This window comes from Burkholderia sp. RF4-BP95 (genome assembly GCF_001521985.1).
Lineage (GTDB): Bacteria > Pseudomonadota > Gammaproteobacteria > Burkholderiales > Burkholderiaceae > Burkholderia > Burkholderia diffusa.
The window spans coordinates 21,282-43,113 of record NZ_LOSX01000074.1 but is presented as its reverse complement, the minus strand read 5'-3'; the positions used below and the strand labels follow the sequence as shown (position 1 = coordinate 43,113).

The 21,832-nt window shown below is 66.1% G+C and carries 19 protein-coding genes and 1 pseudogene; 6 read left to right on the top strand and 14 right to left on the bottom strand.

What is annotated here, in order from left to right:
* Positions 1 to 8 precede the first annotated feature (8 nt).
* From WS46_RS26015 to WS46_RS25980, 8 genes and pseudogenes are all read right to left on the bottom strand, one after another.
* Positions 9 to 680, bottom strand: coding sequence for a DUF2278 family protein (locus WS46_RS26015; protein WP_059527695.1), 672 nt, complete (start codon positions 678 to 680; stop codon positions 9 to 11).
* A gap of 277 nt (positions 681 to 957) precedes the next feature.
* On the bottom strand, positions 958 to 1,674 hold the full coding sequence (locus tag WS46_RS26010) for an ABC transporter ATP-binding protein (RefSeq protein ID WP_027785191.1): 717 nt from the start codon (positions 1,672 to 1,674) through the stop codon (positions 958 to 960).
* Entirely contained in the window at positions 1,674 to 2,450 is a 777-nt protein-coding gene (locus WS46_RS26005) for an ABC transporter ATP-binding protein (protein ID WP_011352945.1), read from the bottom strand. Before WS46_RS26005 ends, WS46_RS26010 begins: the two co-directional genes overlap by 1 nt.
* 24 nt (positions 2,451 to 2,474) lie before the next feature.
* Positions 2,475 to 3,644: an ABC transporter ATP-binding protein gene (locus WS46_RS26000; RefSeq protein ID WP_059527698.1), complete on the bottom strand. Its 1,170-nt coding sequence runs from the start codon at positions 3,642 to 3,644 to the stop codon at positions 2,475 to 2,477.
* 19 nt (positions 3,645 to 3,663) lie between these two features.
* On the bottom strand, positions 3,664 to 4,614 hold the full coding sequence (locus WS46_RS25995; RefSeq protein WP_059468282.1) for a branched-chain amino acid ABC transporter permease: 951 nt from the start codon (positions 4,612 to 4,614) through the stop codon (positions 3,664 to 3,666).
* A 211-nt stretch (positions 4,615 to 4,825) separates the two neighbouring features.
* Positions 4,826 to 5,661: pseudogene (locus WS46_RS25990) on the bottom strand (branched-chain amino acid ABC transporter).
* A 270-nt stretch (positions 5,662 to 5,931) separates the two neighbouring features.
* A complete protein-coding gene (ispH, locus tag WS46_RS25985) occupies positions 5,932 to 6,912 on the bottom strand; it encodes a 4-hydroxy-3-methylbut-2-enyl diphosphate reductase (protein WP_006488968.1) in 981 nt (326 codons plus the stop codon).
* 2 nt (positions 6,913 to 6,914) lie between these two features.
* Positions 6,915 to 7,370 (bottom strand): peptidylprolyl isomerase, encoded by a 456-nt coding sequence (locus WS46_RS25980; RefSeq protein WP_059468284.1) that lies wholly within the window; start codon positions 7,368 to 7,370, stop codon positions 6,915 to 6,917.
* Positions 7,371 to 7,505: 135 nt separating this feature from the next.
* On the opposite strand from WS46_RS25980, the gene radC reads away from it, so the two are divergent.
* The 4 genes from radC (at position 7,506) to nadB (ending at position 10,688) form a co-directional block, all read left to right on the top strand.
* Positions 7,506 to 8,285, top strand: a complete 780-nt coding sequence (radC, locus tag WS46_RS25975; protein WP_059692221.1) for a DNA repair protein RadC — start codon at positions 7,506 to 7,508, stop codon at positions 8,283 to 8,285.
* 237 nt (positions 8,286 to 8,522) lie between these two features.
* A complete protein-coding gene (gene rpmB / locus WS46_RS25970) occupies positions 8,523 to 8,756 on the top strand; it encodes a 50S ribosomal protein L28 (protein ID WP_004186391.1) in 234 nt (77 codons plus the stop codon).
* A gap of 17 nt (positions 8,757 to 8,773) precedes the next feature.
* The gene (rpmG, locus tag WS46_RS25965; protein WP_006478046.1) at positions 8,774 to 8,941 is read left to right on the top strand and encodes a 50S ribosomal protein L33; all 168 of its coding nucleotides are present in this window, start codon (positions 8,774 to 8,776) and stop codon (positions 8,939 to 8,941) included.
* A gap of 160 nt (positions 8,942 to 9,101) precedes the next feature.
* Positions 9,102 to 10,688, top strand: a complete 1,587-nt coding sequence (gene nadB, locus WS46_RS25960; protein ID WP_059692220.1) for an L-aspartate oxidase — start codon at positions 9,102 to 9,104, stop codon at positions 10,686 to 10,688.
* A 91-nt stretch (positions 10,689 to 10,779) separates the two neighbouring features.
* Here nadB and nadC read toward each other — a convergent pair whose 3' ends face one another.
* The 6 genes from nadC to purN all read right to left on the bottom strand — a co-directional run bounded on the left by nadC (position 10,780) and on the right by purN (position 17,775).
* Positions 10,780 to 11,661, bottom strand: coding sequence for a carboxylating nicotinate-nucleotide diphosphorylase (nadC, locus tag WS46_RS25955; RefSeq protein ID WP_059692219.1), 882 nt, complete (start codon positions 11,659 to 11,661; stop codon positions 10,780 to 10,782).
* Complete coding sequence (nadA, locus tag WS46_RS25950) at positions 11,658 to 12,794, bottom strand: quinolinate synthase NadA (RefSeq protein ID WP_059692268.1); 1,137 nt, start codon at positions 12,792 to 12,794, stop codon at positions 11,658 to 11,660. The genes nadC and nadA overlap by 4 nt, the downstream gene beginning before the upstream one ends.
* 257 nt (positions 12,795 to 13,051) lie before the next feature.
* Positions 13,052 to 14,248, bottom strand: coding sequence for an acyl-CoA desaturase (locus tag WS46_RS25945; RefSeq protein WP_059527709.1), 1,197 nt, complete (start codon positions 14,246 to 14,248; stop codon positions 13,052 to 13,054).
* 210 nt (positions 14,249 to 14,458) lie between these two features.
* Positions 14,459 to 15,838: a mechanosensitive ion channel family protein gene (locus tag WS46_RS25940; RefSeq protein WP_059692218.1), complete on the bottom strand. Its 1,380-nt coding sequence runs from the start codon at positions 15,836 to 15,838 to the stop codon at positions 14,459 to 14,461.
* 15 nt (positions 15,839 to 15,853) lie between these two features.
* On the bottom strand, positions 15,854 to 17,116 hold the full coding sequence (locus WS46_RS25935) for an RsmB/NOP family class I SAM-dependent RNA methyltransferase (protein ID WP_059692217.1): 1,263 nt from the start codon (positions 17,114 to 17,116) through the stop codon (positions 15,854 to 15,856).
* The gene (purN, locus tag WS46_RS25930) at positions 17,113 to 17,775 is read right to left on the bottom strand and encodes a phosphoribosylglycinamide formyltransferase (protein WP_059527718.1); all 663 of its coding nucleotides are present in this window, start codon (positions 17,773 to 17,775) and stop codon (positions 17,113 to 17,115) included. The genes WS46_RS25935 and purN overlap by 4 nt, the downstream gene beginning before the upstream one ends.
* A 123-nt stretch (positions 17,776 to 17,898) precedes the next feature.
* Between purN and WS46_RS25925 the strand changes: the two genes are divergently transcribed.
* Both WS46_RS25925 and ileS read left to right on the top strand, forming a co-directional pair.
* The gene (locus WS46_RS25925; RefSeq protein ID WP_059527721.1) at positions 17,899 to 18,891 is read left to right on the top strand and encodes a bifunctional riboflavin kinase/FAD synthetase; all 993 of its coding nucleotides are present in this window, start codon (positions 17,899 to 17,901) and stop codon (positions 18,889 to 18,891) included.
* A 102-nt stretch (positions 18,892 to 18,993) separates the two neighbouring features.
* Positions 18,994 to 21,831: an isoleucine--tRNA ligase gene (gene ileS / locus WS46_RS25920; RefSeq protein ID WP_059692216.1), complete on the top strand. Its 2,838-nt coding sequence runs from the start codon at positions 18,994 to 18,996 to the stop codon at positions 21,829 to 21,831.
* Position 21,832 lies beyond the last annotated feature (1 nt).

Genomic DNA, 21,832 nt, shown 5'->3' with positions numbered 1-21,832 from the left:
AGCCCCCATCAGCGCGTGATCGGCCCCGCGTCCGGCAGCGGATTGCCGAGCGCGTCGGTCGGCACGGCCTGCTGCTCGAACGCCGCGAAATACGCGGCCCACTGCGACTCGCTCACGCGCACGATCAACGCGCCGTCCTGCCAGACGTCGTTGTGATCGTTGTGGTCGTCGCCCGCGCGGTGCAGATAGTGCGAGCCCGTCGACCCCTGGTTCATGTGCGTGTCGTGAATGCCGTTGCCTTCCGAATACGTGCGGCCGAACACGACGACGTCGAGCCCCTGCGACTGCGCGGCGTTGACGAGCCGCAGCAGCGACGGGATCGGCTCCGCGTTCTCGGTGCCGTCCATCACCGCGCTGGCGCGCCATGCGCCGGTCTCGTTCAGGATGTCGCTGCGCAGATAGTCGAGCGCCGGCAGCGCGGTTTGCCCGGTGAGATCGGTATAGCCTTCGGCCGCGGCCGCGAGCGTCGCCGTGACCGGATGATGGAAATCGTAGACGAGCTTGTAGTTCAGCAAGTCGTCCGCGTCGTTGGTGCCGACGTTGATCGCGACGTCCCAGTCGCCCGTCGGCAGTGCGAGTGTCAGGTGGATGTGATACTGGATCTCGCTGCCGTGCGGCGAGCCCTTCAACTGCGCCACCGACGTCACCTTCGCCTTCACGAAACCGTAGTCCAGACTCATGCGTGCTCTCCGTGTCCCGATGGATCGACCATGCTACGCAGCCCGCGTGTCGGTTTGCGGACGGCCGGTTGCGGAAGGCCGGTCGCGGACGGCCGGTTGCCGCGTCCCGCGCCGCATGGTCGGCGTCACCGCCGAATGAATGGAGTCGCCTCCGCATGCACAAGTTCGCCGCCGGGCGCGCTGCACGAAAAAAAAGCTGCCACGGCATCCCGTGACAGCTTTTCGAAAGCCCTTGCGCGGCACGCCGGCATCCGCCGCCGCGCCGCACCGGCCTCGCTCATTCGCCCAGATACGCGGCCCGCACCTTCGGATCGTCGAGCATCTGCTTCGCGTCGCCTTCCATCGTGACCGTGCCCGAGTCCATCACATAACCGCGGTCGGCCGCCTGCAGCGCGAGGCGTGCGTTCTGCTCGACCAGCAGCACCGTGATGCCCTCCTTCGAGATCTCGCGCACCACTTCGAAGATCTTCTCGACCATGATCGGCGACAAGCCCATCGACGGCTCGTCGAGCAGCAGCAGCTTCGGCTTCGACAGGATCGCGCGCGACATCGCCAGCATCTGCTGCTCGCCGCCCGACAGCGTGCCCGCCAGCTGCGTCGCGCGCTCCTTCAGGCGCGGGAAGAAGCCGAACATCCGGTCGACGTCCTTCTTGATCTGCTCCTTGTCGTTGCGCAGATACGCGCCCATCTGCATGTTCTCGATGATCGACATCCGCGCGAAGATCCCGCGGCCTTCCGGCACCATCGCGAGGCCGCGCTTGAGCAGTTCGTGCGACGGCACGCCCTTGATCGACTTGCCGTCGTACTCGATGTCGCCCGCCGAGTACGGCTTGAGACCCGTGATCGCCTTCATCGTCGTGGTCTTGCCGGCACCGTTCGCGCCGATCAGCGTCACGAGCTCGCCCTGGCGGACTTCCATGTCAACGCCCTTGACGGCCTGGATACCGCCGTAGTTGACCTGCAAGCCCTTGATTTTCAACATTGCCGCTGCCATCAGTGCACCCCTGCGCCGAGATATGCCTCAATCACCTTCGGATTCTTCTGCACGTCCTGCGGCAGACCCTCGGCGATCACCTTGCCGTAATCGAGCACCGTCATCCGGTTGCACAGCCCCATCACGAGCTTCACGTCGTGCTCGATCAGCAGGATCGTGCGGCCGTCCGAGCGGATCTTGTCGAGCAGGCGCGTGAGTTCGACCTTCTCGGTCGCGTTCATCCCGGCCGCCGGCTCGTCGAGCGCGAGCAGCTTCGGGTCGGTCGCCAGCGCGCGGGCGATTTCCAGCCGGCGCTGGTGGCCGTACGACAGGTTGCGCGACGTGTAGTCCGCGTACTGCAGCACGCCGACGTATTCGAGCAGCTCGATCGCGCGTTCCTTGATCTCGCGCTCTTCCTGGCGTTCGGCCGGCGTCTGGAACACCGCGCCGAGCAGCCCGTGCTTGGTGCGCACGTGGCGGCCCACCATCACGTTCTCCAGCGCGGTCATCCCGCCGAACAGGCGAATGTTCTGGAACGTGCGCGCGATGCCCGTCTTCGCGACCTGGTGCACCGCGGTCGGCTTGTATTCCGTGCCGTCCAGCTTGAACTCGCCGGAGTCCGGCGTGTAGAGGCCCGTGATCACGTTGAAGAACGTGGTCTTGCCGGCGCCGTTCGGGCCGATCAGGCCGTAGATCTCGCCTTCCTTGATCTCGAGGCCGACGTCGGACAGTGCCTGCAAGCCGCCGAAGCGCTTGTTCACGCCTTTGACGGACAGTCGGATTTGCTTGTCGCTCATGTGTGATATCCCCTTGTCCGTTGGTTAAGCGCGCACCGGCTTCTTGCTGTTGCGCTTCGCCAGTTTCGCGATCTTGTCCTCATGCTTCGGCGCCGGCCACAGGCCTTCCGAGCGATACAGCATGATGATCACCATCGCGAGGCCGTACAGCGCCTGACGGATCACTTCGGTATCGACGATGTCGTGACCGAAGATCGCATGCTGCAGCGGGCTCATCGTCGAACGCAGGAATTCCGGGAAGATCGCGAGCAGCACCGCGCCCAGGATCACGCCGGGGATGTGGCCCATGCCGCCGAGCACCACGCAGGCGAGCACGACGATCGATTCCCAGAACGTGAACGACTCGGGCGACACGAAGCCCTGGAACGCACCGAACATCGCGCCCGACAGGCCGCCGAACGACGCGCCCATCGCGAACGCGAGCAGCTTCACGTTACGGGTATTGATGCCCATTGCCTTCGCGGCGATTTCGTCTTCGCGGATCGCGGCCCATGCACGGCCGATACGCGAGTGCTGCAGGCGCGTACAGACCCAGATCACCAGCAGCGCGCAGAGCACGAACAGGTAGTAGTACATGTAGACCGACGGCAGCTGGAAGCCGAAGATCGAGTGCGTCTGCGACAGGTTGAAGCCGCCGACGTGCACCGGATCGATGCCCGTGATCCCCTTCGGGCCGTTGGTGATGTTCACCGGACGGTCGAGGTTGTTCATGAAGATCCGGACGATTTCACCGAAGCCGAGCGTGACGATCGCCAGGTAGTCGCCGCGCAGGCGCAGCGTCGGCGCGCCGAGCAGGATCCCGAAGGTCGCCGCCAGCGCCATCGCGATCGGCACGATGATCAGGAACGGGATGTGCAGGCCGTTCGGCGCGAGCGCCGCGATCCACTCGAACTGCGAGGTCAGGTGAGGCGAGCTCAGCAGCGCCGCCGTGTACGCGCCCACCGCGTAGAACGCGATGTAGCCCAGGTCGAGCAGGCCGGCGAAGCCGACCACCACGTTCAGACCCAGCGCGAGCATCACGTACAGCATCGCGAAGTCGAGCACGCGGACCCAGTAGTTGCCGCCCGCCGAGCCGATGATGATCGGCGCCGCGATCACGAAGGCCGCGGTCAGGATGCCGATGACGACGGTCTTCGTCGTGTTGCGTTCTTCGACGAGCGACGTCGAGGATTCGATCGGTTGAATGGATGTCATGTTGTTTGCTCCCCTTCCGTTACGCGCGGTCCGCGACACGTTCGCCCAGCAGGCCCGACGGACGGAACACCAGCACGATGATCAGCACGATGAATGCGAACACGTCCTGGTAGTTACTGCCGAATACGCCGCCCGTGAGGTTGCCGATGTAACCCGCGCCGAGCTGCTCGATCAGGCCGAGCACCACGCCGCCGACCATCGCGCCGCCGAGGTTGCCGATCCCGCCGAGCACCGCCGCCGTGAACGCCTTCATGCCGGGGATGAAGCCCATGTAGAAGTGCACGTTGCCGTATTCGGATGCGATCATCACGCCGGCCAGCGCGGCGAGCGCGGAGCCGATCATGAACGTCGCCGAAATCACGAAGTTCGGGTTCACGCCCATCAGGCTCGCGGTGTTCGGGCTTTCGGCGATCGCACGCATCGCGCGGCCGAGCTTGGTCTTGTGCACGAGCAGCAGGAGGCCCGCCATCACGATGAACGCCACCGCGATGATCACGATTTCAGTCACCGAGATCACGGCGCCGGGCGTCGTGTCGGTCGCCTTGATCACGTTGATCGGATCGGTCGGCAGCAATTGCGGGAACGGCAGCGGGTTGCGCGACCAGATGATCATCGCGGCCGTCTGCAGCAGGATCGACACGCCGATCGCGGTGATCAGCGGGGCGAGACGCGGCGCACGGCGCAGCGGCCGGTACGCGACACGTTCGATCGTGTAGCCCACGCACGCGCAGACGACGGCGGCGATGCCAAGGCCGATCGTCAGCGTCGCGACGTTGCCGAGTCCGGGGAAATGGTTCTGCAGCACGGTGATCGCCGACAGGGCGACCATCGCGCCGATCATCAGCACGTCGCCGTGCGCAAAGTTGATGATGCCGAGAATGCCGTACACCATCGTGTAACCCAACGCGATGATGGCGTACACACTGCCGAGCACCAGCCCGTTGAGGATCTGCTGGATGAAAATATCCATTTAAAGCTCCTTGGCCCATGCTGCCGGAGGACGTTGCGCCCCGCGGGTAAGCGAGGAATCGCGCCTTCTCGGCGACACTGCGGGTACTAGTCGATACCGGTAAGGGTGGATCGTCCCGGCGCGCGCCGCCCGGCCTGTACGGCCGGACCTGCCGCCGGAGCGGATACAGAAACGGCACCGCACTGTTCCGGTGCCATCATGAGTCCCGTCGCTAAATCGTCACGACATCGAGGACGGTGTACTTGGCCTCCTTGAAGTCGTAGGGCAGCGTGCCGCAACGGTGTCCGGTTGCCCGAACGCCGTGCCTTTTTCCGTCCGGGCCGGGGCGAACCCTGCTTCCGGGCAGATCAGGTTCCGCGCCGCGTCGCCCGCGGGCTCGACCACCTTGGCGGCGCACATGCCGTTGTCGCCAAGGATTTGCGCTCCGATGCCGGACGCCGTCGCCTGCGCTGCAAGCGGGCCGTCCGCCGCCGCCCGCGCGGCGCCCGAACCGGCATCGCGAAGGTGGCGCCCGACTTTCGTCAGGACTGCGTCGGAATCCGTGAAACGAAGCAGCCCGCCCGCCGCGACGCGATGAGTCGCGGCGACACGCTGTTTCGTCGAATCGAAATGAACGGGGATCAGTGACATCCGCACGTCGCCTGCGTTGCCCCGAAACCCGGGCGTCCGTCGTTCGACGCGCCCTGCTGTTGCCGCATCACGGTCCGCGGCTCGTTGTCGGACAATCTGCATGCCCGTCGCCCGGTCGATGGCAGCGCCGCCGGCGCGTGCTGGCCGCCGTGCCGAATGCATGCCGATCTTCGAGCCCTGCGCGTTGATTTCCTCGATCGCCAAACGTGCCCCGTTGTCCTTGTCACTGTCCGATTGCGCAACGCGGCACGCCGACGGCACCGCACGACCGGTTCCGGCAGCGCGCACGTCGCTGGCAGCCGGTACTGCGCGTGCCGCAGCGTCCCTGCCCGCCTCGTCGTCGCTCTTTTTGCTGCAGCCGGCAAGCATTGCAACCGGTGCGGCGACGGACATGGCGTAAGCCAACTTCACATGCATCGAGTAGGTCTCCCGCGCCTTGCCAAAACCCTATTTCAAAGCCATTCCGGCCTGAAAACGGGCGCATTGTAACTCCATTTATAGGACGCCAATAATCCTGATTCGATGGGGTTTTCCTGCATTGCAACCATTTTTGAGAGGCGGTTAAGCGCAGCGATAGCAACCGGGTTGCACCATTGGTGTGAATAATGGTTGCGCTCGCATTTTCGCAACGCAAAAAAAAGCGCGCCAAACGGCGCGCTTCGGGGTACCACGGGTGCGATGCGGCAATCAGGCGGCAGGCGGCAGGTTCAGCCCGCGCGGCAGCGGAAACGACACGTTTTCCTCGATGCCGTCGAGGGCGCGGACGTTGCGCACGCCGAGCTCGCGCAGCCGCGCGATCACGGCCTGGGCGAGCACTTCCGGCGCCGATGCGCCGGCCGTCACGCCGATGCGGCGCTTGCCGGCGACCCATGCCGGATCGATTTGATCGGGTGCGTCGACCATGTACGCGGCCACGCCGCGCTTCTCGGCCACTTCACGCAGGCGGCTCGAATTCGAGCTGTTCGGGCTGCCGACGACGATCACGACGTCGCACTGCGGCGCCATGAACTTCACCGCATCCTGGCGGTTCTGCGTCGCGTAGCAGATGTCCTGCTTCTTCGGTTCGCGAATCTTCGGATACTTCGCCTTCAGCGCGCCGATGATCTCGGCGGCGTCGTCCACGGACAATGTCGTCTGCGTGACGAGCGCGATGCGCTCGGGATCAGCGAGCTCGAGCTTCTGCACGTCCTCGACGCTTTCGACGAGATGCATGCCGCGCTCGACCTGCCCCATCGTGCCTTCGACTTCCGGGTGGCCCTTGTGGCCGATCATCACGATGTCGACCCCGTCCTGGCGCATCTTCGCCACTTCGACGTGCACCTTCGTGACGAGCGGGCAGGTTGCGTCGTAAATGCGCAACCCGCGCACGTCCGCCTCGTCGCGCACGGCCTTCGACACGCCGTGCGCGCTGAAGATCACGGTATTGCCGGCCGGCACTTCCTCGAGTTCCTCGACGAAGATCGCGCCTTTCTTCTTCAGATCCTCGACCACGTACTTGTTGTGGACGATTTCGTGACGGACGTAGATCGGCGCACCGTGCATCGCGATCGCGCGCTCGACGATCTCGATCGCGCGATCGACGCCCGCGCAGAAGCCACGCGGCTGGGCCAGCAGGATTTCGGCATCGGCGGCGACGGTCTGCCCGGACAGCGTATCGGTGGTGCTCATGATTACAGGATTCCGATGATTTTCACTTCGAACGTGAGCGCTTGGCCCGCGAGCGGATGATTGAAGTCGAACAGCGCCGAGGTTTCGCTGACTTCCTTCAGCACCCCTGCATAGCGGCCGCCGTCCGGCGCGTTGAACTCGATCAGGTCGCCCGGCGTGAAATCGTCGCCGACCATCCCGTTCTCGCGCAGCGTCGACAGCGTCACGCGCTGGAGCATGTCGGGATTGCGGGGACCGAACCCCTGCTCGGGCGTTAGCTGATAAGTCGAATGGTCGCCCACCCTGAGCCCGATCAGAATCTGTTCCAGCGAGGGCGCCAGTTGCCCCGCGCCGAGCAGCAGCGTGGCGGGCTTGTCGGAGAAGGTGTTGACGATGTCGGCGCCGTCGGCCAATGCAAGCCGGTAATGCAGCGTGACATGGGAACCGGGCTTCACTTCGGATAGATCGATGATGCTCATGAATGACTCGTGTTCGTCGGCGCCCGAACTGGCCGAAAGGCCCGGCGCAAAGCCAATATTGTAAGTCACCTGAGCGCGCAAGGCTGAAAGTGCGACGACATCGCGCCCGCGCCCGCCGCCAATGGAGTTTCGATCATGCTGTCACCCTGTCCCGCCGCACCGGCGACCGAATGTCGCGACACCGCCGATGCCCCCGTCGCTCCGGCCCGCCTCATCGACGCAGCCAGGCCGCCGGGCAAGCGCCGCCCGCGAAACTGGAAACCCCATCTGCCGCGCGAGCGCTTGCTGGAACGCGGGCCGGCGGCGCTGACCGACGCGGAGCTGATCGCGCTGCTGCTCGGCACGGGCGGCGGCGGCCACGACGTGTTCGCCAGCGCCCGCGCGCTGCTCGCACGTTTCGACGATTCGCTGCGCGACATGCTCGACGCGGAGCCCGGCGCGTTCGCCATGCACCCCGGCATCGGCCCCGCGCGCTCGGCGGTGCTGATCGCGGTGACAGAGATCGTGCGGCGCGCGCTGGCCGAGAAAGCCCGCGAGCGGATGCAGATCGGCTCGCCAGGCGCGGTCGAGGATTATCTGCGGCTCCGGATCGGCACGCGTCCGCACGAGGTGTTCGTCACACTGTACCTGGACGCCCGTCACGGCCTTATCGACGTGGAAGAGAGCGCCCGCGGCTCGCTGACGCGAATGGTCGTCTATCCGCGCGAGATCGTGCGGCGCGCGCTCATGCTGAATGCCGCCGCGCTGATCATCGCGCACAATCACCCGTCGGGCGCGGTGCAGCCGAGCGCGGAGGATCGCCGCCTGACGCGGATGCTGCACGAAGCGCTCACGCTCGTCGACGCGAAGCTGCTCGATCACGTGGTCGTCGGCACCGCCGATACATTTTCGTTCGCACGCGCCGGTTGGCTGTAGACTGTGGCCCGGCGACCCGCCCGGGGTGGCCGCAACGACGAAGCGAAATTGGGTTTGATTTTTCTGAACTTTTTCTGCTAGAATCGTCGTCTGTCTTTTTTCCAACCAGTTCTAGCCATCGAAGGGCCTTGTCTGTAAAGGCTTCGGCGTTCTGAGTGCAGCCATGGATCACGTGGCGGTACGATGGAACCTTCATCGGCGATCGAACCCCGAATTTAGCGTATTAGGAGTGCTCTCATGGCACGCGTATGCCAAGTAACTGGGAAAGCGCCGATGAGCGGCAACAACGTTTCCCACGCAAACAACAAGACGAAGCGCCGCTTCCTGCCGAACCTGCAAAACCGCCGGTTCTGGGTGGAGAGCGAAAACCGCTGGGTGCGCCTGCGCGTCTCGAACGCCGGCCTGCGCCTGATCGACAAGAACGGCATCGATTCCGTGCTCGCTGACCTGCGCGCACGCGGCGAAGCCTAAGCCCAAGGAGCACAATCATGGCAAAAGGCGCACGCGACAAGATCAAGCTCGAGTCGACCGCTGGTACGGGTCACTTCTACACGACCACGAAGAACAAGCGCAACATGCCGGAAAAGATGGCGATCAAGAAGTTCGATCCCGTCGTCCGCAAGCATGTGGAATACAAAGAAACCAAGATCAAGTAATCTCCGGTTTCTGCCAGCCTGACGGCGACCAAAAAGCCCCGCACATGCGGGGCTTTTTGTTTTGCGCGCACGCGCGGGCCCGACGCGGTATGCTCTCCCCTTTCCGCGGCCACGGCCGACGGAACGCACAAGAGCTAAAGCGTAACGATGGAGATGCAGCATGAAATTCGACGTGGCGATCGTCGGCAGCGGCCTGGCAGGGCTGTCGGTCGCACTCAACCTGGCCAGCACGCGACGTGTCGCGCTGATCGCGAAACGTTCGATGATGGAGGGGGCAAGCGATAACGCGCAAGGCGGCATCGCGGCCGTCCTCGATTCGGCGGACAGCATCGAGAACCACGTCGACGACACGCTGGTCGCCGGCGGCGGCCTGTGCGACGAAGGCGCAACGCGCTACATCGTCGAGCACGGCCGCGAAGCGATCGAGTGGCTGATCTCGCAGGGCGTGCCGTTCACGAAGGACGATGCGGCCGAACTCGGTTTCCATCTGACGCGCGAAGGCGGCCACAGCCACCGTCGAATCATCCACGCGGCCGACGCGACCGGCCATGCGGTGCTCGCGACGCTGTCCGACCGCGCGCGCCAGCATCCGAACATCACGTTCTTCGAAAACCACCATGCGATCGACCTGATCACGTCGGACCGGCTCGGGCTGCCCGGCCGCCGTTGTCACGGGCTGTATGCGCTCGACGTCGACAACGATCGCACGATCACGATCGAGGCGCCGCACACGGTGCTCGCGACCGGCGGCGCCGGGAAGGTCTACCTGTACACGACGAACCCCGACACCGCGACCGGCGACGGCATCGCGATGGCGTGGCGCGCGGGCTGCCGCGTGTCGAACATGGAATTCATCCAGTTCCACCCGACCTGCCTGTTCCATCCGTACGCGAAATCGTTCCTGATTTCGGAAGCCGTGCGCGGCGAAGGCGGCCTGCTGAAGCTGCCGGACGGCACGCGCTTCATGCCCGCGCACGATCCGCGCGCGGAACTCGCGCCGCGCGACATCGTCGCGCGCGCGATCGACTTCGAGATCAAGAAGCGCGGGATCGACTGCGTGTATCTCGACATCAGCCATCAGCCGGAAGCCTTCCTGCGCGAACACTTCCCGACGATCCACGCGCGCTGCCTCGAATTCGGCATCGACATCGCGAAGCAGCCGATCCCGGTCGTGCCGGCCGCGCACTACACGTGCGGCGGCGTCGTCACCGACCTCGCGGGACGCACCGATCTCGCGGGCCTGTATGCGGTCGGCGAGACGTCGTACACGGGGCTGCACGGCGCGAACCGGCTTGCGAGCAATTCGCTGCTCGAATGTCTCGTGATCGGCCGCGCGGCGGCCGAGGCAATCGAGGCGGCCGGCTTCGACGCCGAAACGCCGGGCACGCTGCCCGCATGGGACGAAAGCCGCGTGTCGGATGCGGACGAGGAAGTCGTCGTCGCGCACAACTGGGACGAACTGCGCCGGCTGATGTGGAACTACGTCGGCATCGTGCGTACCGACAAGCGTCTCGAGCGCGCGAAGCACCGGTTGTCGCTGCTGCGCGACGAGATCCACGAGTACTACGCGAACTTCCGCGTGACGCGCGACCTGCTCGAACTGCGCAATCTCGTCGACGTCGCGACGCTGATCGTGAAGAGCGCGTATTCGCGCCGCGAAAGCCGCGGGCTGCACTACAGCCGCGACTGGCCGCACACGTTGCCGAAGGCGCTGCCGAGCGTGCTCACGCCCCGCTCGCGCCGCTGAGCGGCACGCCCTTCCGGCTTGCGGCCCACGAAAAAAAGCCGCCGGCGTTTGAGCGCCAGCGGCTTTTTTCGTCAGACGGTATGTCGCGCGGTCAGTCAACGATCCGCATCGAATAGTCGGTCGCGTGCACGTCCTTCGTCAGCGCGCCGATCGAGATGCGGTCGACGCCCGTCTCCGCGAACGTGCGCACCGTATCGAAATTGACACCGCCCGACACCTCGAGCACGGCCCTGCCGGACGCAACGCGCACCGCCTCGCGCATCATGTCGAGCGTGAAGTTGTCGAGCAACACCGACTGCGCGCCATGCGCGAGCGCCGTGTCGAGCTGCGCGAGCGTCTCGACTTCGACCTGCACCGGCACGCCGGCATCGAGTGCGAACGCCGCATCGAGCGCCTCGCCGACACCGCCGGCCGCCGCGATATGGTTTTCCTTGATCAGGATGCCGTCGTACAGCGCGAGACGCTGGTTCTCGCCGCCGCCGACGCGCACCGCGTACTTCTGCGCGAGCCGCAGGCCCGGCAGGGTCTTGCGCGTATCGAGGATCTTCGCGCGCGTGCCTTCGACGCGATCGACGTAACGACGCGTCGCGCTCGCGACGCCCGAAAGCAGTTGCAGGAAGTTCAGCCCGTTGCGCTCGGCCGTCAACAGCGCGCGCGCCGGCCCTTCGAGTTCGCAGACCGCCGAATCCGGCGTCATCCGGTCGCCTTCGCGATACCGCCACTGCACGACGATCGACGGATCGATCCGCGCGACGACGGCCTCGAACCACGGCACGCCGCACAACACCGCCTCCTCGCGCACGATGATGCGCGCACGGCGCCGCTCGCCTGCCGGCACGAGCCGCCCGGTCTGGTCGCCGGTGCCGACGTCTTCAGCGATCGCATCGGCGACGTTGCGCGCGATCGCTTCGTCGAATGCCGTGCCGTATTGGGCGCGCACGGCTTCGAACAACGGAGAGACTGCGCTGGTCATGCAGCCCCCACGTTCGCAAACAGTTGCTGATCGCGCTGCAGATCGCCGCTCGCCTGCACGCGCTTCTTGTGCGCCGCTGCGAAATCGAGCATCCGGTCGATCGGCAGACGCGCGCGCGCGCCGATCGCGGGATCGACGAAGATCTCGTTGTGACCGCGCTCGAGCACGTCGGCGAGGTTCGCGAGGCCGTTCATCGCCATCCACGGGCAATGGGCGCAGCTCTTGCAGGTCGCGCTGTTGCCGGCCGTCGGCGCGGCAATGAAGGTCTTGCCGGGCGCCGCGAGCTGCATCTTGTGCAGGATACCGAGGTCGGTCGCGACGATGAAGTGCGTCGCGTCGAACTTCACGGCAGCGTCGATCAGCTGCGTCGTCGAGCCGACGACGTCCGCCTGCGCGACGACGTTTTCCGGCGACTCGGGATGCACGAGCACCTTCGCGTCCGGATACTCGGCGCGCAGCAGGTCGAGCTCGATGCCCTTGAATTCGTCGTGGACAAGGCACGAACCCTGCCACAACAGCATGTCCGCGCCGGTTTTCTTCTGGATGTAGCTGCCGAGATGGCGATCGGGTGCCCAGATGATCTTTTCGCCCCGTGCGTGCAGGTCGGCGACGATCTCGAGGCCGATCGACGACGTGACCATCCAGTCGGCGCGCGCCTTCACGGCGGCGCTGGTATTCGCGTAGACGACGACGGTGCGGTCGGGATGCGCATCGCAGAACGCGGAGAATTCGTCGACCGGGCAGCCGAGATCGAGCGAGCAGGTCGCGTCGAGGTCGGGCATCAGTACGCGCTTGCCGGGGCTCAGGATCTTCGCGGTTTCGCCCATGAAGCGCACGCCGGCGACGACGAGCGTCTGTGCGTCGTGGTCGCGGCCGAAGCGGGCCATTTCGAGCGAATCGGCGACGCAGCCGCCGGTTTCGTCGGCCAGTTCCTGCAGCTCGGCATCCACGTAGTAGTGCGCGACGAGCACGGCCTTTTCACGCGCGAGCAGCGCCTTGATGCGCGCCTTCAGCGCGGTGCGTTCTTCGGCGGACGGTGCCTCGGGCACCTTGGCCCACGCCTGGCCCACGCCGCAGACGGTCCCTGCCGAGACCGGCCGGTCGTACTCGACGGGTTTGATCGTCGATTGCATCTCCATATCTCCTGTCGACCCGAGTTAGTGCTTCAGCACTTACTCGGGTCCCATGCTTCGCGTTCGACCAGAGTTAGCGCGTGAGCACCTGCTCTGGCCCCATCCTCTACGCTTGCCCCGGGGCGCCACGTCGGCGCGGCCCCGAGCCTCATGCGAATTCCGGCACGTCGGGTCGCCCTTCGAAAACCGGCCGCCCAAATGAAAAAACCCCGCCAACGCGGGGTTTGTGACGTCCTGAGATTCTAATCGATTTCGAATCAGGCGTAGCGACGCAGGCGCGTCGCAAATTCCTGCAGCGCCTTGATGCCGCTTTGTTCCGCGCGATGGCACCAATCCTGCAATTGCGCGAGCAGTTGTTCGCGCGAGGCGGTCGAGCGATCCCAGATCGCGGCCAGATCCTGGCGCAGCTGGAAGTACGTATGCAGCTTCTGGCTGTTCGCGAAAATCTCCGGCAGCAGCTTCTTCTGCGGCTCGTCGAGGCCGTCGGCGTCCTTGTGGAACCACTTGCGCGCGCCGCGCATCAGCTGGTACTTCTCGCTCGAACCGAGTTCCTTCAGATGCGCGAGCTCCTGGCGGTACGCACGCTTCACGGCCTTGCCGTAGCGCGCCATCACTTCGTACCGGTTCGACAGCACGGCCTGCAGCGTTTCCTGGTCGAGCACCGTCTTCGGCTTGTTCAGACGCGGCGTCGGTGCAACCTTCTTCACCTTCGCGAGACCGAATGCCGACATGATGCGGATGTACATCCAGCCGATGTCGAACTCGTACCACTTGTTCGACAGCTTCGCCGACGTCGCGAACGTGTGGTGGTTGTTGTGCAGTTCCTCGCCGCCGATCACGATGCCCCACGGGAACAGGTTCGTGCTCGCATCGGCCGAGTTGAAGTTGCGGTAGCCCCAGAAGTGGCCGAAGCCGTTCACGACACCCGCGGCCCAGAACGGAATCCAGACCATCTGCACGGCCCATACGGTCAGGCCGAGCACGCCGAACAGCGCGATGTCGATCACCATCATCAGGCTCACGCCGAGGATCGGGTACTTCGAGTACAGATTGCGCTCGATCCAGTCATTCGGCGTGCCGTGGCTGAACTTGCGCATCGTTTCTTCGTTCTTCGCTTCCGCGCGATACAGCTCGGCGCCTTCGAGGAACACCTTCCAGATGCCGCGCGTCTGCGGGCTGTGCGGATCTTCCTCGGTTTCGCACTTCGCGTGGTGCTTGCGATGGATCGCGGCCCACTGGCCCGTCAGCATGCCGGTCGTCATCCACAGCCAGGCACGGAAGAAGTGACTCGCGATCGGGTGCAGCTCCAGCGCGCGGTGCGCCTGGCAGCGGTGCAGGTAGACCGTCACACCGATGATCGTGACGTGCGTGACGGCGAGCGCGAACAACGCGACCTGCCACCACGAAAAGCGCAGGAGCCCGTGGGAAAGAAAATCGAGCAGGGAATTCAACAAGGCAGTTACCTGTGGTGAGAGCGATGCCGGCGCAAGCCGACGTCATAAAAATGAAAGCATACCGCGTGTAGACCGGAATTTTACTTCAACCGTTCCAAGTCTTTGTAAAAAATGAATATTTTCTTGTCTTGACGCAACGCAAACAGTCCATCGGCGGACCGGGAAAGCGCCACGATCCGGTTCTGACCGCCCGATTCGCCCGGTTCGCGCCTAGGCCGCCGACGCCCGCCCGTCCGCCGCACCGCCGACCACCGCCACAGGCGTCCCGTCCGCTACGGCGCCGGTCGCGGCCAGACCGTCTGGCAGGCCGACCACGCGCACTTCACGCTGCGGGAACGGAATCGAGATTCCGTGCTCGCCGAAAAGCCGCCAGATGTTGCGGTTCACGGACGAACGCACGCCCGACGTGCCTTTCGCCGCATCCTCGATCCAGAAGCCGAGTTCCAGATCGATCCCGTCCGCGCCGAAGCTGACCAGATAGGGGGTCGGCGCCGGGTCCGCGAGCACGCGCGGCACGTCCTTCGCGGCTTCCGCGAGCACCGCGAGCGCCTGCTCGACGTCGCTGGTATAGGCAACCTGCACGGCGACCTTCGCGTAGCCGCGCGTCAGGTACGACGACTGGTTCTGCACGACGTCGGTGATCAGCTTCTCGTTCGGGATCAGCGTCTCGTTGCCGTCGAGGCCGCGCACGACCGTATAACGCGTGCGGATCTGCGTGACGACGCCCTGCAGCCCGCCGACACTGATCGCGTCGCCGAGCCGCAGCGAGCGGTCGAGCAGGATGATGAAGCCCGACACGTAATTGCTGGCGATCTTCTGCAGCCCGAAGCCGAGGCCGACGCCCACCGCGCCGCCGAACACGCCGAGCACCGTCACGTCGATGCCGACGAGCGACAGCCCGATCAGGATCGCCGCGAACACGAGCAGCGCGCGGCCGACGCGCGACATCACGACCTTCAGGTTCGCGTCGAGCGTGGTGGCGCGCGCGAGGCGCTCCTCCAGCACCGAGCCGAGCCACATCGCGACCATCAGCGTCACGCACACCCACAACGCGCCGGAAATCACCGACAGCAGCGTCAGGTGCGCATTCGCGACGCGGAACTGCACGCTGTCGAGCCACGCGATCACGTCGCGCTGGATCCCGAGCACCGTCAGCACCATCGCCGCCCACACGATCACCGACACGATCTTCTCGACGATCGACAGCCACGCATGCGTATGGCCGTCGCGCGCGAACACGCGCCGCGCGAAGAAGAACAGCACGTAGATGAGCCCGATGCCGAACAGCGGCACGAGCGCGAGCGACAGCAGCGACGTCGACATGAACGGGTCGAACCCAAGCTGCGCGGCCAGCACGAACAGGCCGCCGAACAGCGGGAACAGCGCGCGCTTCAGGCTTTGCGCACCGGCGCCCGGCGTCCGGCCGGCCGCGCGCCGGCGCGCGTCGATGCGGCCGTGCACGAAGCGCGCGGCAACCCACGCGAAACACAGCGCGCCGACGAGGATCGCCGCCTGCCAGATCATCACGGGCTGGTTGAAGTCGCGAATCACCGACGCGAGCCGGTGCGACAGCAGGCGGTTCTGCATCATCCGTGGGTCCTGCCGTTACTGCGCGCGTCGTTCGAGGACCGCGGCGAAGAAGCCGTCGGTCGCATGGCGGTGCGGCCACAGCGACAGGTAGTCGCCGGTCTCGAGCTCGATGCGCTGGTCGGCCAGCACCTTCTGCGCGGGCACCAGCACGAAGTCCGGATGGTCAGCCAGGAACTGCTCGACGATCGCTTCGTTCTCCGCGTCGAGCACGCTGCAGGTCGCATAGACGAGCCGGCCGCCCTTCTTCACGAGACGCGCCGCGCTCGCGAGAATCGACGCCTGCTTCGGCGTGAGCTCCTCGATCGACGTGCGCGTCTGGCGCCACTTGAGGTCGGGGTTGCGGCGCAGCGTGCCGAGGCCGCTGCACGGTGCGTCGACCAGCACGCGGTCGATCTTGCCGGCGAGCCGCTTGATCTTCGCGTCGTGCTCGCTGTCGATCAGCACCGGATTCACGTTCGACAGCCCGCTGCGCGCGAGGCGCGGCTTCAGCTTCGTCAGGCGCTTTTCCGACACGTCGAACGCGTACAGGCGCCCGGTCGAGCGCATCATCGCGCCGAGCGCGAGCGTCTTGCCGCCGGCGCCCGCGCAGAAATCGACGACCATCTCGCCGCGACGCGGCGCGACCAGCGAGCACAGCAGCTGGCTGCCCTCGTCCTGCACCTCGATCTGGCCTTCCTCGAACAGCTTCAGGCGCGTGAGCGCCGGCTTGCCGACGACGCGCACGCCCTGCGGCGCGAACGGCGTCTCGCCCGCGTCGATGCCGTTCGCGCGCAGCGCGTCGATCACCTGTTCGCGCGTCGCCTTCTGCGCGTTGGCGCGCAGGTCCAGCGGCGCGGGGTAATTCAGCGCCGCGGCGAGCTGCGCGAGCTCCTCGGCGTCGAAACGGGCCGACAGCGCCTGATAGATCCAGTCCGGCAGGTTCGTGCGCACGCGCACCGGCAGGCTCGCCGGATCGATCTTCGACACGTGCTCGAGCCACGCGGCCTCGGTGTCGGACACGAACGGCTTGAGCGCATTGCGGCCGAGCGTCTGCATCAGGCCGAGCAACGTCAGGCGCCGCGCGGGGCTGCCCGTGCCGCTCTCGGCCAGGTGCGAAAACTCCATCTTCCGGCGCAGCACCGCGAACACCGCCTCGGCGATCACGCCGCGTTCGGCGTGGCCGAGCTTCGGGTGCGCGCGGAAGAACCGGCTCGTGGTCGCGTCGGCGGGGCCGGTGAACTTCAGCACCTCGGCCAGCAAGGTCTCGGTCTGGCCAATCAGGAATCCGTGCAGCTTCATACGCCCTCGCTCGTTTCGGTATGCGGTTGATCCGCGAAAATCCAGCGCGCCTCTTCCGGCGCCACCACTGCCCGGCCGTTCTCGAGGCGCAGGCGCCCCTCGACGAACCAGCGCACCGCACGCGGATACAGCACGTGCTCGACCGTCAGCACGCGCTGCGCGAGCGCGGCCGCGTCGTCGCCGGCGCGCACGGGCACCGCGCCCTGCGCGACGATCGCGCCGCTGTCGAGTTCGGGAATCACGAAATGCACGCTCGCGCCATGCAGCGCGACGCCGGCATCCAGCGCCTGCTGGTGCGTGTGGATGCCCTTGAAGCTCGGCAGCAGCGACGGGTGGATGTTCAGCAGCCGGCCTTCATATCGTCTGACGAAATCGGGCGTGAGGATGCGCATGAAGCCGGCGAGCACGACGAGATCGGGCGCAAAGCGGTCGATTTCGGCGGCGAGTGCCGCGTCGAAGCTGTCGCGGCTGTCGAACGACCGGTGGTCGACCACCGCGGTCGCCACCCCGTGCGACGCGGCAAAAGCCAGGCCGGCCGCGTCGGGCCGGTTGGCGATCACGGCGGCGACCTCGGCCGGCCAGCGCTCCTGCGCGCACGCGCGGACGATGGCCTCCATGTTGCTGCCGCGACCGGAAATCAGGATCACGAGTTTTTTCATCCGCGAATTTTACCATTCGCCCCCGCGTTTCCCCCCTTCTCGGCCGCCGGGCCGCCCGAACGTTTATAATCTTCTGCTTTGCGGCATCCCACCGCCCATTCCCCCGACGCTGCATCCGCTATCGTGAAAGTCTTCCGCGGCCTGCCCAACGCCGAGAGCCGCGCGCCGTGCGCGCTGACGATCGGCAACTTCGACGGTGTCCATCGCGGCCACCAGGCCCTGCTCGCGCGCGTGCGCGCGGCAGCGGACGCGCGCGGCCTGCCCGTGTGCGTGATGACCTTCGAGCCGCATCCGCGCGAATTCTTCAACCCGGCCGGCGCGCCGCCGCGCATCGCGATGCTGCGCGACAAGCTGGAAGCGCTGCGCGAACACGGGGTCGACCGCGTCGTCGTCGAGCACTTCAACCATACGTTCGCGAGCCAGTCGCCGCAGGCGTTCGTCGAACGCACGCTGGTCGGCGGGCTGCACACGCGCTGGATGATGGTCGGCGACGATTTCTGCTACGGCGCGAAGCGCGCGGGCACCTTCGACACGCTGAAGGCGGCCGGCGAGCAGTACGGCTTCGAGGTCGAGCAGATGGGCACGGTCGCCGGCAGCGACGGCACGCGCATCTCCAGCTCGGGCGTGCGCGCCGCGCTCGCCGCGGGCGATCTCGACGCGGCCGCGCAGGCGCTCGGCCACGGCTACGCGATCAGCGGCCACGTCGCGCACGGGCTGAAGCTCGGCCGCGACCTCGGCTTCCCGACCCTGAACCTGCCGATCGCACACAAGCGGCCGGCGCTCGCGGGCATCTTCGTCGTGCAGGTGCACGGCCTGGGCCCCGCCCCGCTGCCGGGCGTCGCGAGCCTCGGGCTGCGTCCGACCGTCGACGATTCCGGCCGCGTGCTGCTCGAAGTCCACCTGCTCGACTGGCACGGCGACGCGTACGGCAAGCTCATCCGCGTCGAATTCCTGAAGAAGCTGCGCGACGAGGCGAAGTTCGACGACCTCGAGGCGCTGTCGCGCGCGATCGCGCTGGACGTCGCGAACGCGCGCGCGTACTTCATCGAGCGCGACCGCGCGCCGGGCAGCCGCGCGACCGGCTTCGCGACATCGGCGACCGACCGAATTAGCTGATCCGGCCGGCGGCGCCCCGCGCCGCACCCTCGCGCCGCCGACACGCGCGCATCCCCGATTCACGACGCACGAGCGTCCCCCGATTTAGATAGCGATCCCATCATGAGCAACAAGAAAGCCGATTCGAAACCGCAGGCCAAGTATCCGGTCAACCTGCTCGACACGCCGTTCCCGATGCGCGGCGACCTGCCCAAGCGCGAACCGCAGTGGGTCAAGGAATGGGAAGAGCGCGGCATCTACGACAAGATCCGCGCGGCCAGCCAGGGCCGGCCGAAGTTCATCCTGCACGACGGCCCTCCGTATGCGAACGGCGACATCCACCTCGGTCACGCGGTCAACAAGATCCTGAAGGACATCGTCGTGAAGTCGCGCAACATGGCCGGCTTCGACGCGCCGTACGTGCCGGGCTGGGATTGCCACGGGATGCCGATCGAGATCCAGATCGAGAAGCAGTTCGGCAAGTCGCTGCCGGCGGCCGAAGTGATGAGCAAGGCGCGCGCGTACGCGACCGAGCAGATCGAGAAGCAGAAGGTCGGCTTCAAGCGCCTCGGCGTGCTCGGCGACTGGTCGAACCCGTACAAGACGATGAACTTCGTCAACGAGGCGGAAGAGATCCGCGCGCTCGGCAAGATCATCGAGAAGGGCTACGTGTATCGCGGGCTGAAGCCGGTGAACTGGTGCTTCGACTGCGGCTCGGCACTCGCCGAGGCGGAAGTCGAGTACAAGGACCGCACCGACCCGACGATCGACGTGATGTTCGCGTTCGCGGAACCGGAAAAGACCGCGCAGGCGTTCGGCCTGCCCGCGCTGCCGCGCGCCGAGGGCGGCATCGTGATCTGGACCACCACGCCGTGGACGATCCCCGCCAACCAGGCGCTGAACCTCCATCCGGAAATCGTCTACGCGCTGGTCGACACCGAGCGCGGGCTGCTGATCATCGCGGAAGAACGCGTCGAAACCTGCATGGCCGACTTCAAGCTGACGGGCCGCGTCGTCGCGACCGCGCCCGGCGTGAAGCTCGCGAACCTGCGCTTCCACCACCCGCTCGCATCGGCCCACCCCGGCTACAAGCGCACCGCGCCCGTCTACCTCGGCGACTACGTGACGACCGACACGGGTACCGGCGTCGTGCACTCGTCGCCGGCCTACGGCATCGAGGACTTCCAGTCGTGCAAGGCGCACGGGATGACCGATTCGGACTTCATCAACCCGGTGATGGGCGACGGCCGCTACATCGAATCGCTGCCGCTGTTCGGCGGCCTGTCGATCTGGGACGCGAACCCGAAGATCGTCGACGCGCTGAACGCGGCCGGCTCGCTGCTGCGCAGCGAGAAATACACGCACAGCTACATGCACTGCTGGCGCCACAAGACGCCGATCATCTACCGCGCGACGTCGCAGTGGTTCGCCGGCATGGACGTCAAGCCGCGCGACGACGGCAAGACGCTGCGCGAAACCGCGCTCGAAGGCGTCGAGGCAACCGCGTTCTATCCGTCGTGGGGCAAGCAGCGCCTGTTCAGCATGATCGCGAATCGTCCCGACTGGACGCTGTCGCGCCAGCGCCAATGGGGCGTGCCGATGGCGTTCTTCGTGCACAAGGAAACCGGCGAGCTGCATCCGCGCACGCTCGAGCTGCTCGAGGAAGTCGCGAAACGCGTCGAGCAGTCGGGCATCGAGGCATGGCAGACGCTCGACCCGCGCGAGCTGATCGGCGACGACGCGAACCTGTACGAAAAGAACCGCGACACGCTCGACGTGTGGTTCGACTCGGGCACGACGCACTGGCACGTGCTGCGCGGCTCGCACAAGGATCAGCTGCAGTTCCCGGCCGACCTGTACCTCGAAGGCTCGGACCAGCACCGCGGCTGGTTCCACTCGTCGCTGCTGACCGCGTCGATGATCGACGGCCGCGCGCCGTACAAGGGCCTGCTGACGCACGGCTTCACGGTCGACGGCGAAGGCCGCAAGATGAGCAAGTCGCTCGGCAACGGCATCGATCCGCATGAAGTCGCGAACCGTCTCGGCGCGGAAATCATCCGCCTGTGGATCGCGTCGACCGACTATTCGGGCGAGCTCGCGATCTCCGAGGAAATCCTGAAGCGCGTGACGGAAGGCTATCGCCGCATCCGCAACACGCTGCGCTTCCTGCTCGCGAACCTGTCGGACTTCGACTTCGCGCAGCACGCGGTGCCGGTCGGCGAATGGCTCGAGATCGACCGCTACGCGGTCGCGTTCTCCGCGCAACTGCAGACGGAACTGCTCGGCCACTACGAGAAGTACGAGTTCCATCCGGTCGTCGCGAAGCTGCAGACGTACTGCTCGGAGGACCTCGGCGGCTTCTACCTCGACGTGCTGAAGGACCGCCTGTACACGAGCGCGCCCGATTCGCGCGCCCGTCGCTCCGCGCAGACCGCGCTGTACCACCTGACGCACGGGCTGCTGCGCGTGCTCGCGCCGTTCCTGTCGTTCACCGCGGAAGAAGCGTGGAAGGTGTTCCAGCCGGCCAGCGACACCGTGTTCACGGAAACCTACTACACGTATCCGGAAGTCGCCGGCGCGGCCGCGCTGATCGAGAAGTGGGCGCTGCTGCGCGACGTGCGCGGCAACGTGACGAAGGCGCTCGAGGAGGCACGCACCGCGAACCGCATCGGTTCGTCGCTGCAGGCGGAAGTGGCCGTGCATGCGAGCGGTGCGCGCTACGACGCCCTCGCGAGCCTCGGCGAAGACCTGAAGTTCGTGCTGATCACGTCGGCGGCGACGGTCGTGAAGGTCGACGACGAAGCGCAGGAAAGCGTCGACGTCGCGGCGTCGAAGTACCAGAAGTGCGAACGCTGCTGGCATTACCGCGAGGACGTCGGCGCGCACGCCGATCATCCGACGCTGTGCGGCCGCTGCTTCTCGAACCTGTTTGAAAACGGCGAAAACCGGAGCGCTGCTTGAA

Excerpts from the sequence above, each read along its gene's own strand:
- WS46_RS26015 (WP_059527695.1), bottom strand. The coding sequence starts at position 680 with ATGAGTCTGGACTACGGTTTCGTGAAGGCGAAGGTGACGTCGGTGGCG.
- WS46_RS26010 (WP_027785191.1), bottom strand. The coding sequence starts at position 1,674 with ATGGCAGCGGCAATGTTGAAAATCAAGGGCTTGCAGGTCAACTACGGC.
- WS46_RS26005 (WP_011352945.1), bottom strand. The coding sequence starts at position 2,450 with ATGAGCGACAAGCAAATCCGACTGTCCGTCAAAGGCGTGAACAAGCGC.
- WS46_RS26000 (WP_059527698.1), bottom strand. The coding sequence starts at position 3,644 with ATGACATCCATTCAACCGATCGAATCCTCGACGTCGCTCGTCGAAGAA.
- WS46_RS25995 (WP_059468282.1), bottom strand. The coding sequence starts at position 4,614 with ATGGATATTTTCATCCAGCAGATCCTCAACGGGCTGGTGCTCGGCAGT.
- ispH (WP_006488968.1), bottom strand. The coding sequence starts at position 6,912 with ATGAGCACCACCGATACGCTGTCCGGGCAGACCGTCGCCGCCGATGCC.
- WS46_RS25980 (WP_059468284.1), bottom strand. The coding sequence starts at position 7,370 with ATGAGCATCATCGATCTATCCGAAGTGAAGCCCGGTTCCCATGTCACG.
- radC (WP_059692221.1), top strand. The coding sequence starts at position 7,506 with ATGCTGTCACCCTGTCCCGCCGCACCGGCGACCGAATGTCGCGACACC.
- rpmB (WP_004186391.1), top strand. The coding sequence starts at position 8,523 with ATGGCACGCGTATGCCAAGTAACTGGGAAAGCGCCGATGAGCGGCAAC.
- rpmG (WP_006478046.1), top strand. The coding sequence starts at position 8,774 with ATGGCAAAAGGCGCACGCGACAAGATCAAGCTCGAGTCGACCGCTGGT.
- nadB (WP_059692220.1), top strand. The coding sequence starts at position 9,102 with ATGAAATTCGACGTGGCGATCGTCGGCAGCGGCCTGGCAGGGCTGTCG.
- nadC (WP_059692219.1), bottom strand. The coding sequence starts at position 11,661 with ATGACCAGCGCAGTCTCTCCGTTGTTCGAAGCCGTGCGCGCCCAATAC.
- nadA (WP_059692268.1), bottom strand. The coding sequence starts at position 12,794 with ATGCAATCGACGATCAAACCCGTCGAGTACGACCGGCCGGTCTCGGCA.
- WS46_RS25940 (WP_059692218.1), bottom strand. The coding sequence starts at position 15,838 with ATGATGCAGAACCGCCTGCTGTCGCACCGGCTCGCGTCGGTGATTCGC.
- WS46_RS25935 (WP_059692217.1), bottom strand. The coding sequence starts at position 17,116 with ATGAAGCTGCACGGATTCCTGATTGGCCAGACCGAGACCTTGCTGGCC.
- purN (WP_059527718.1), bottom strand. The coding sequence starts at position 17,775 with ATGAAAAAACTCGTGATCCTGATTTCCGGTCGCGGCAGCAACATGGAG.
- ileS (WP_059692216.1), top strand. The coding sequence starts at position 18,994 with ATGAGCAACAAGAAAGCCGATTCGAAACCGCAGGCCAAGTATCCGGTC.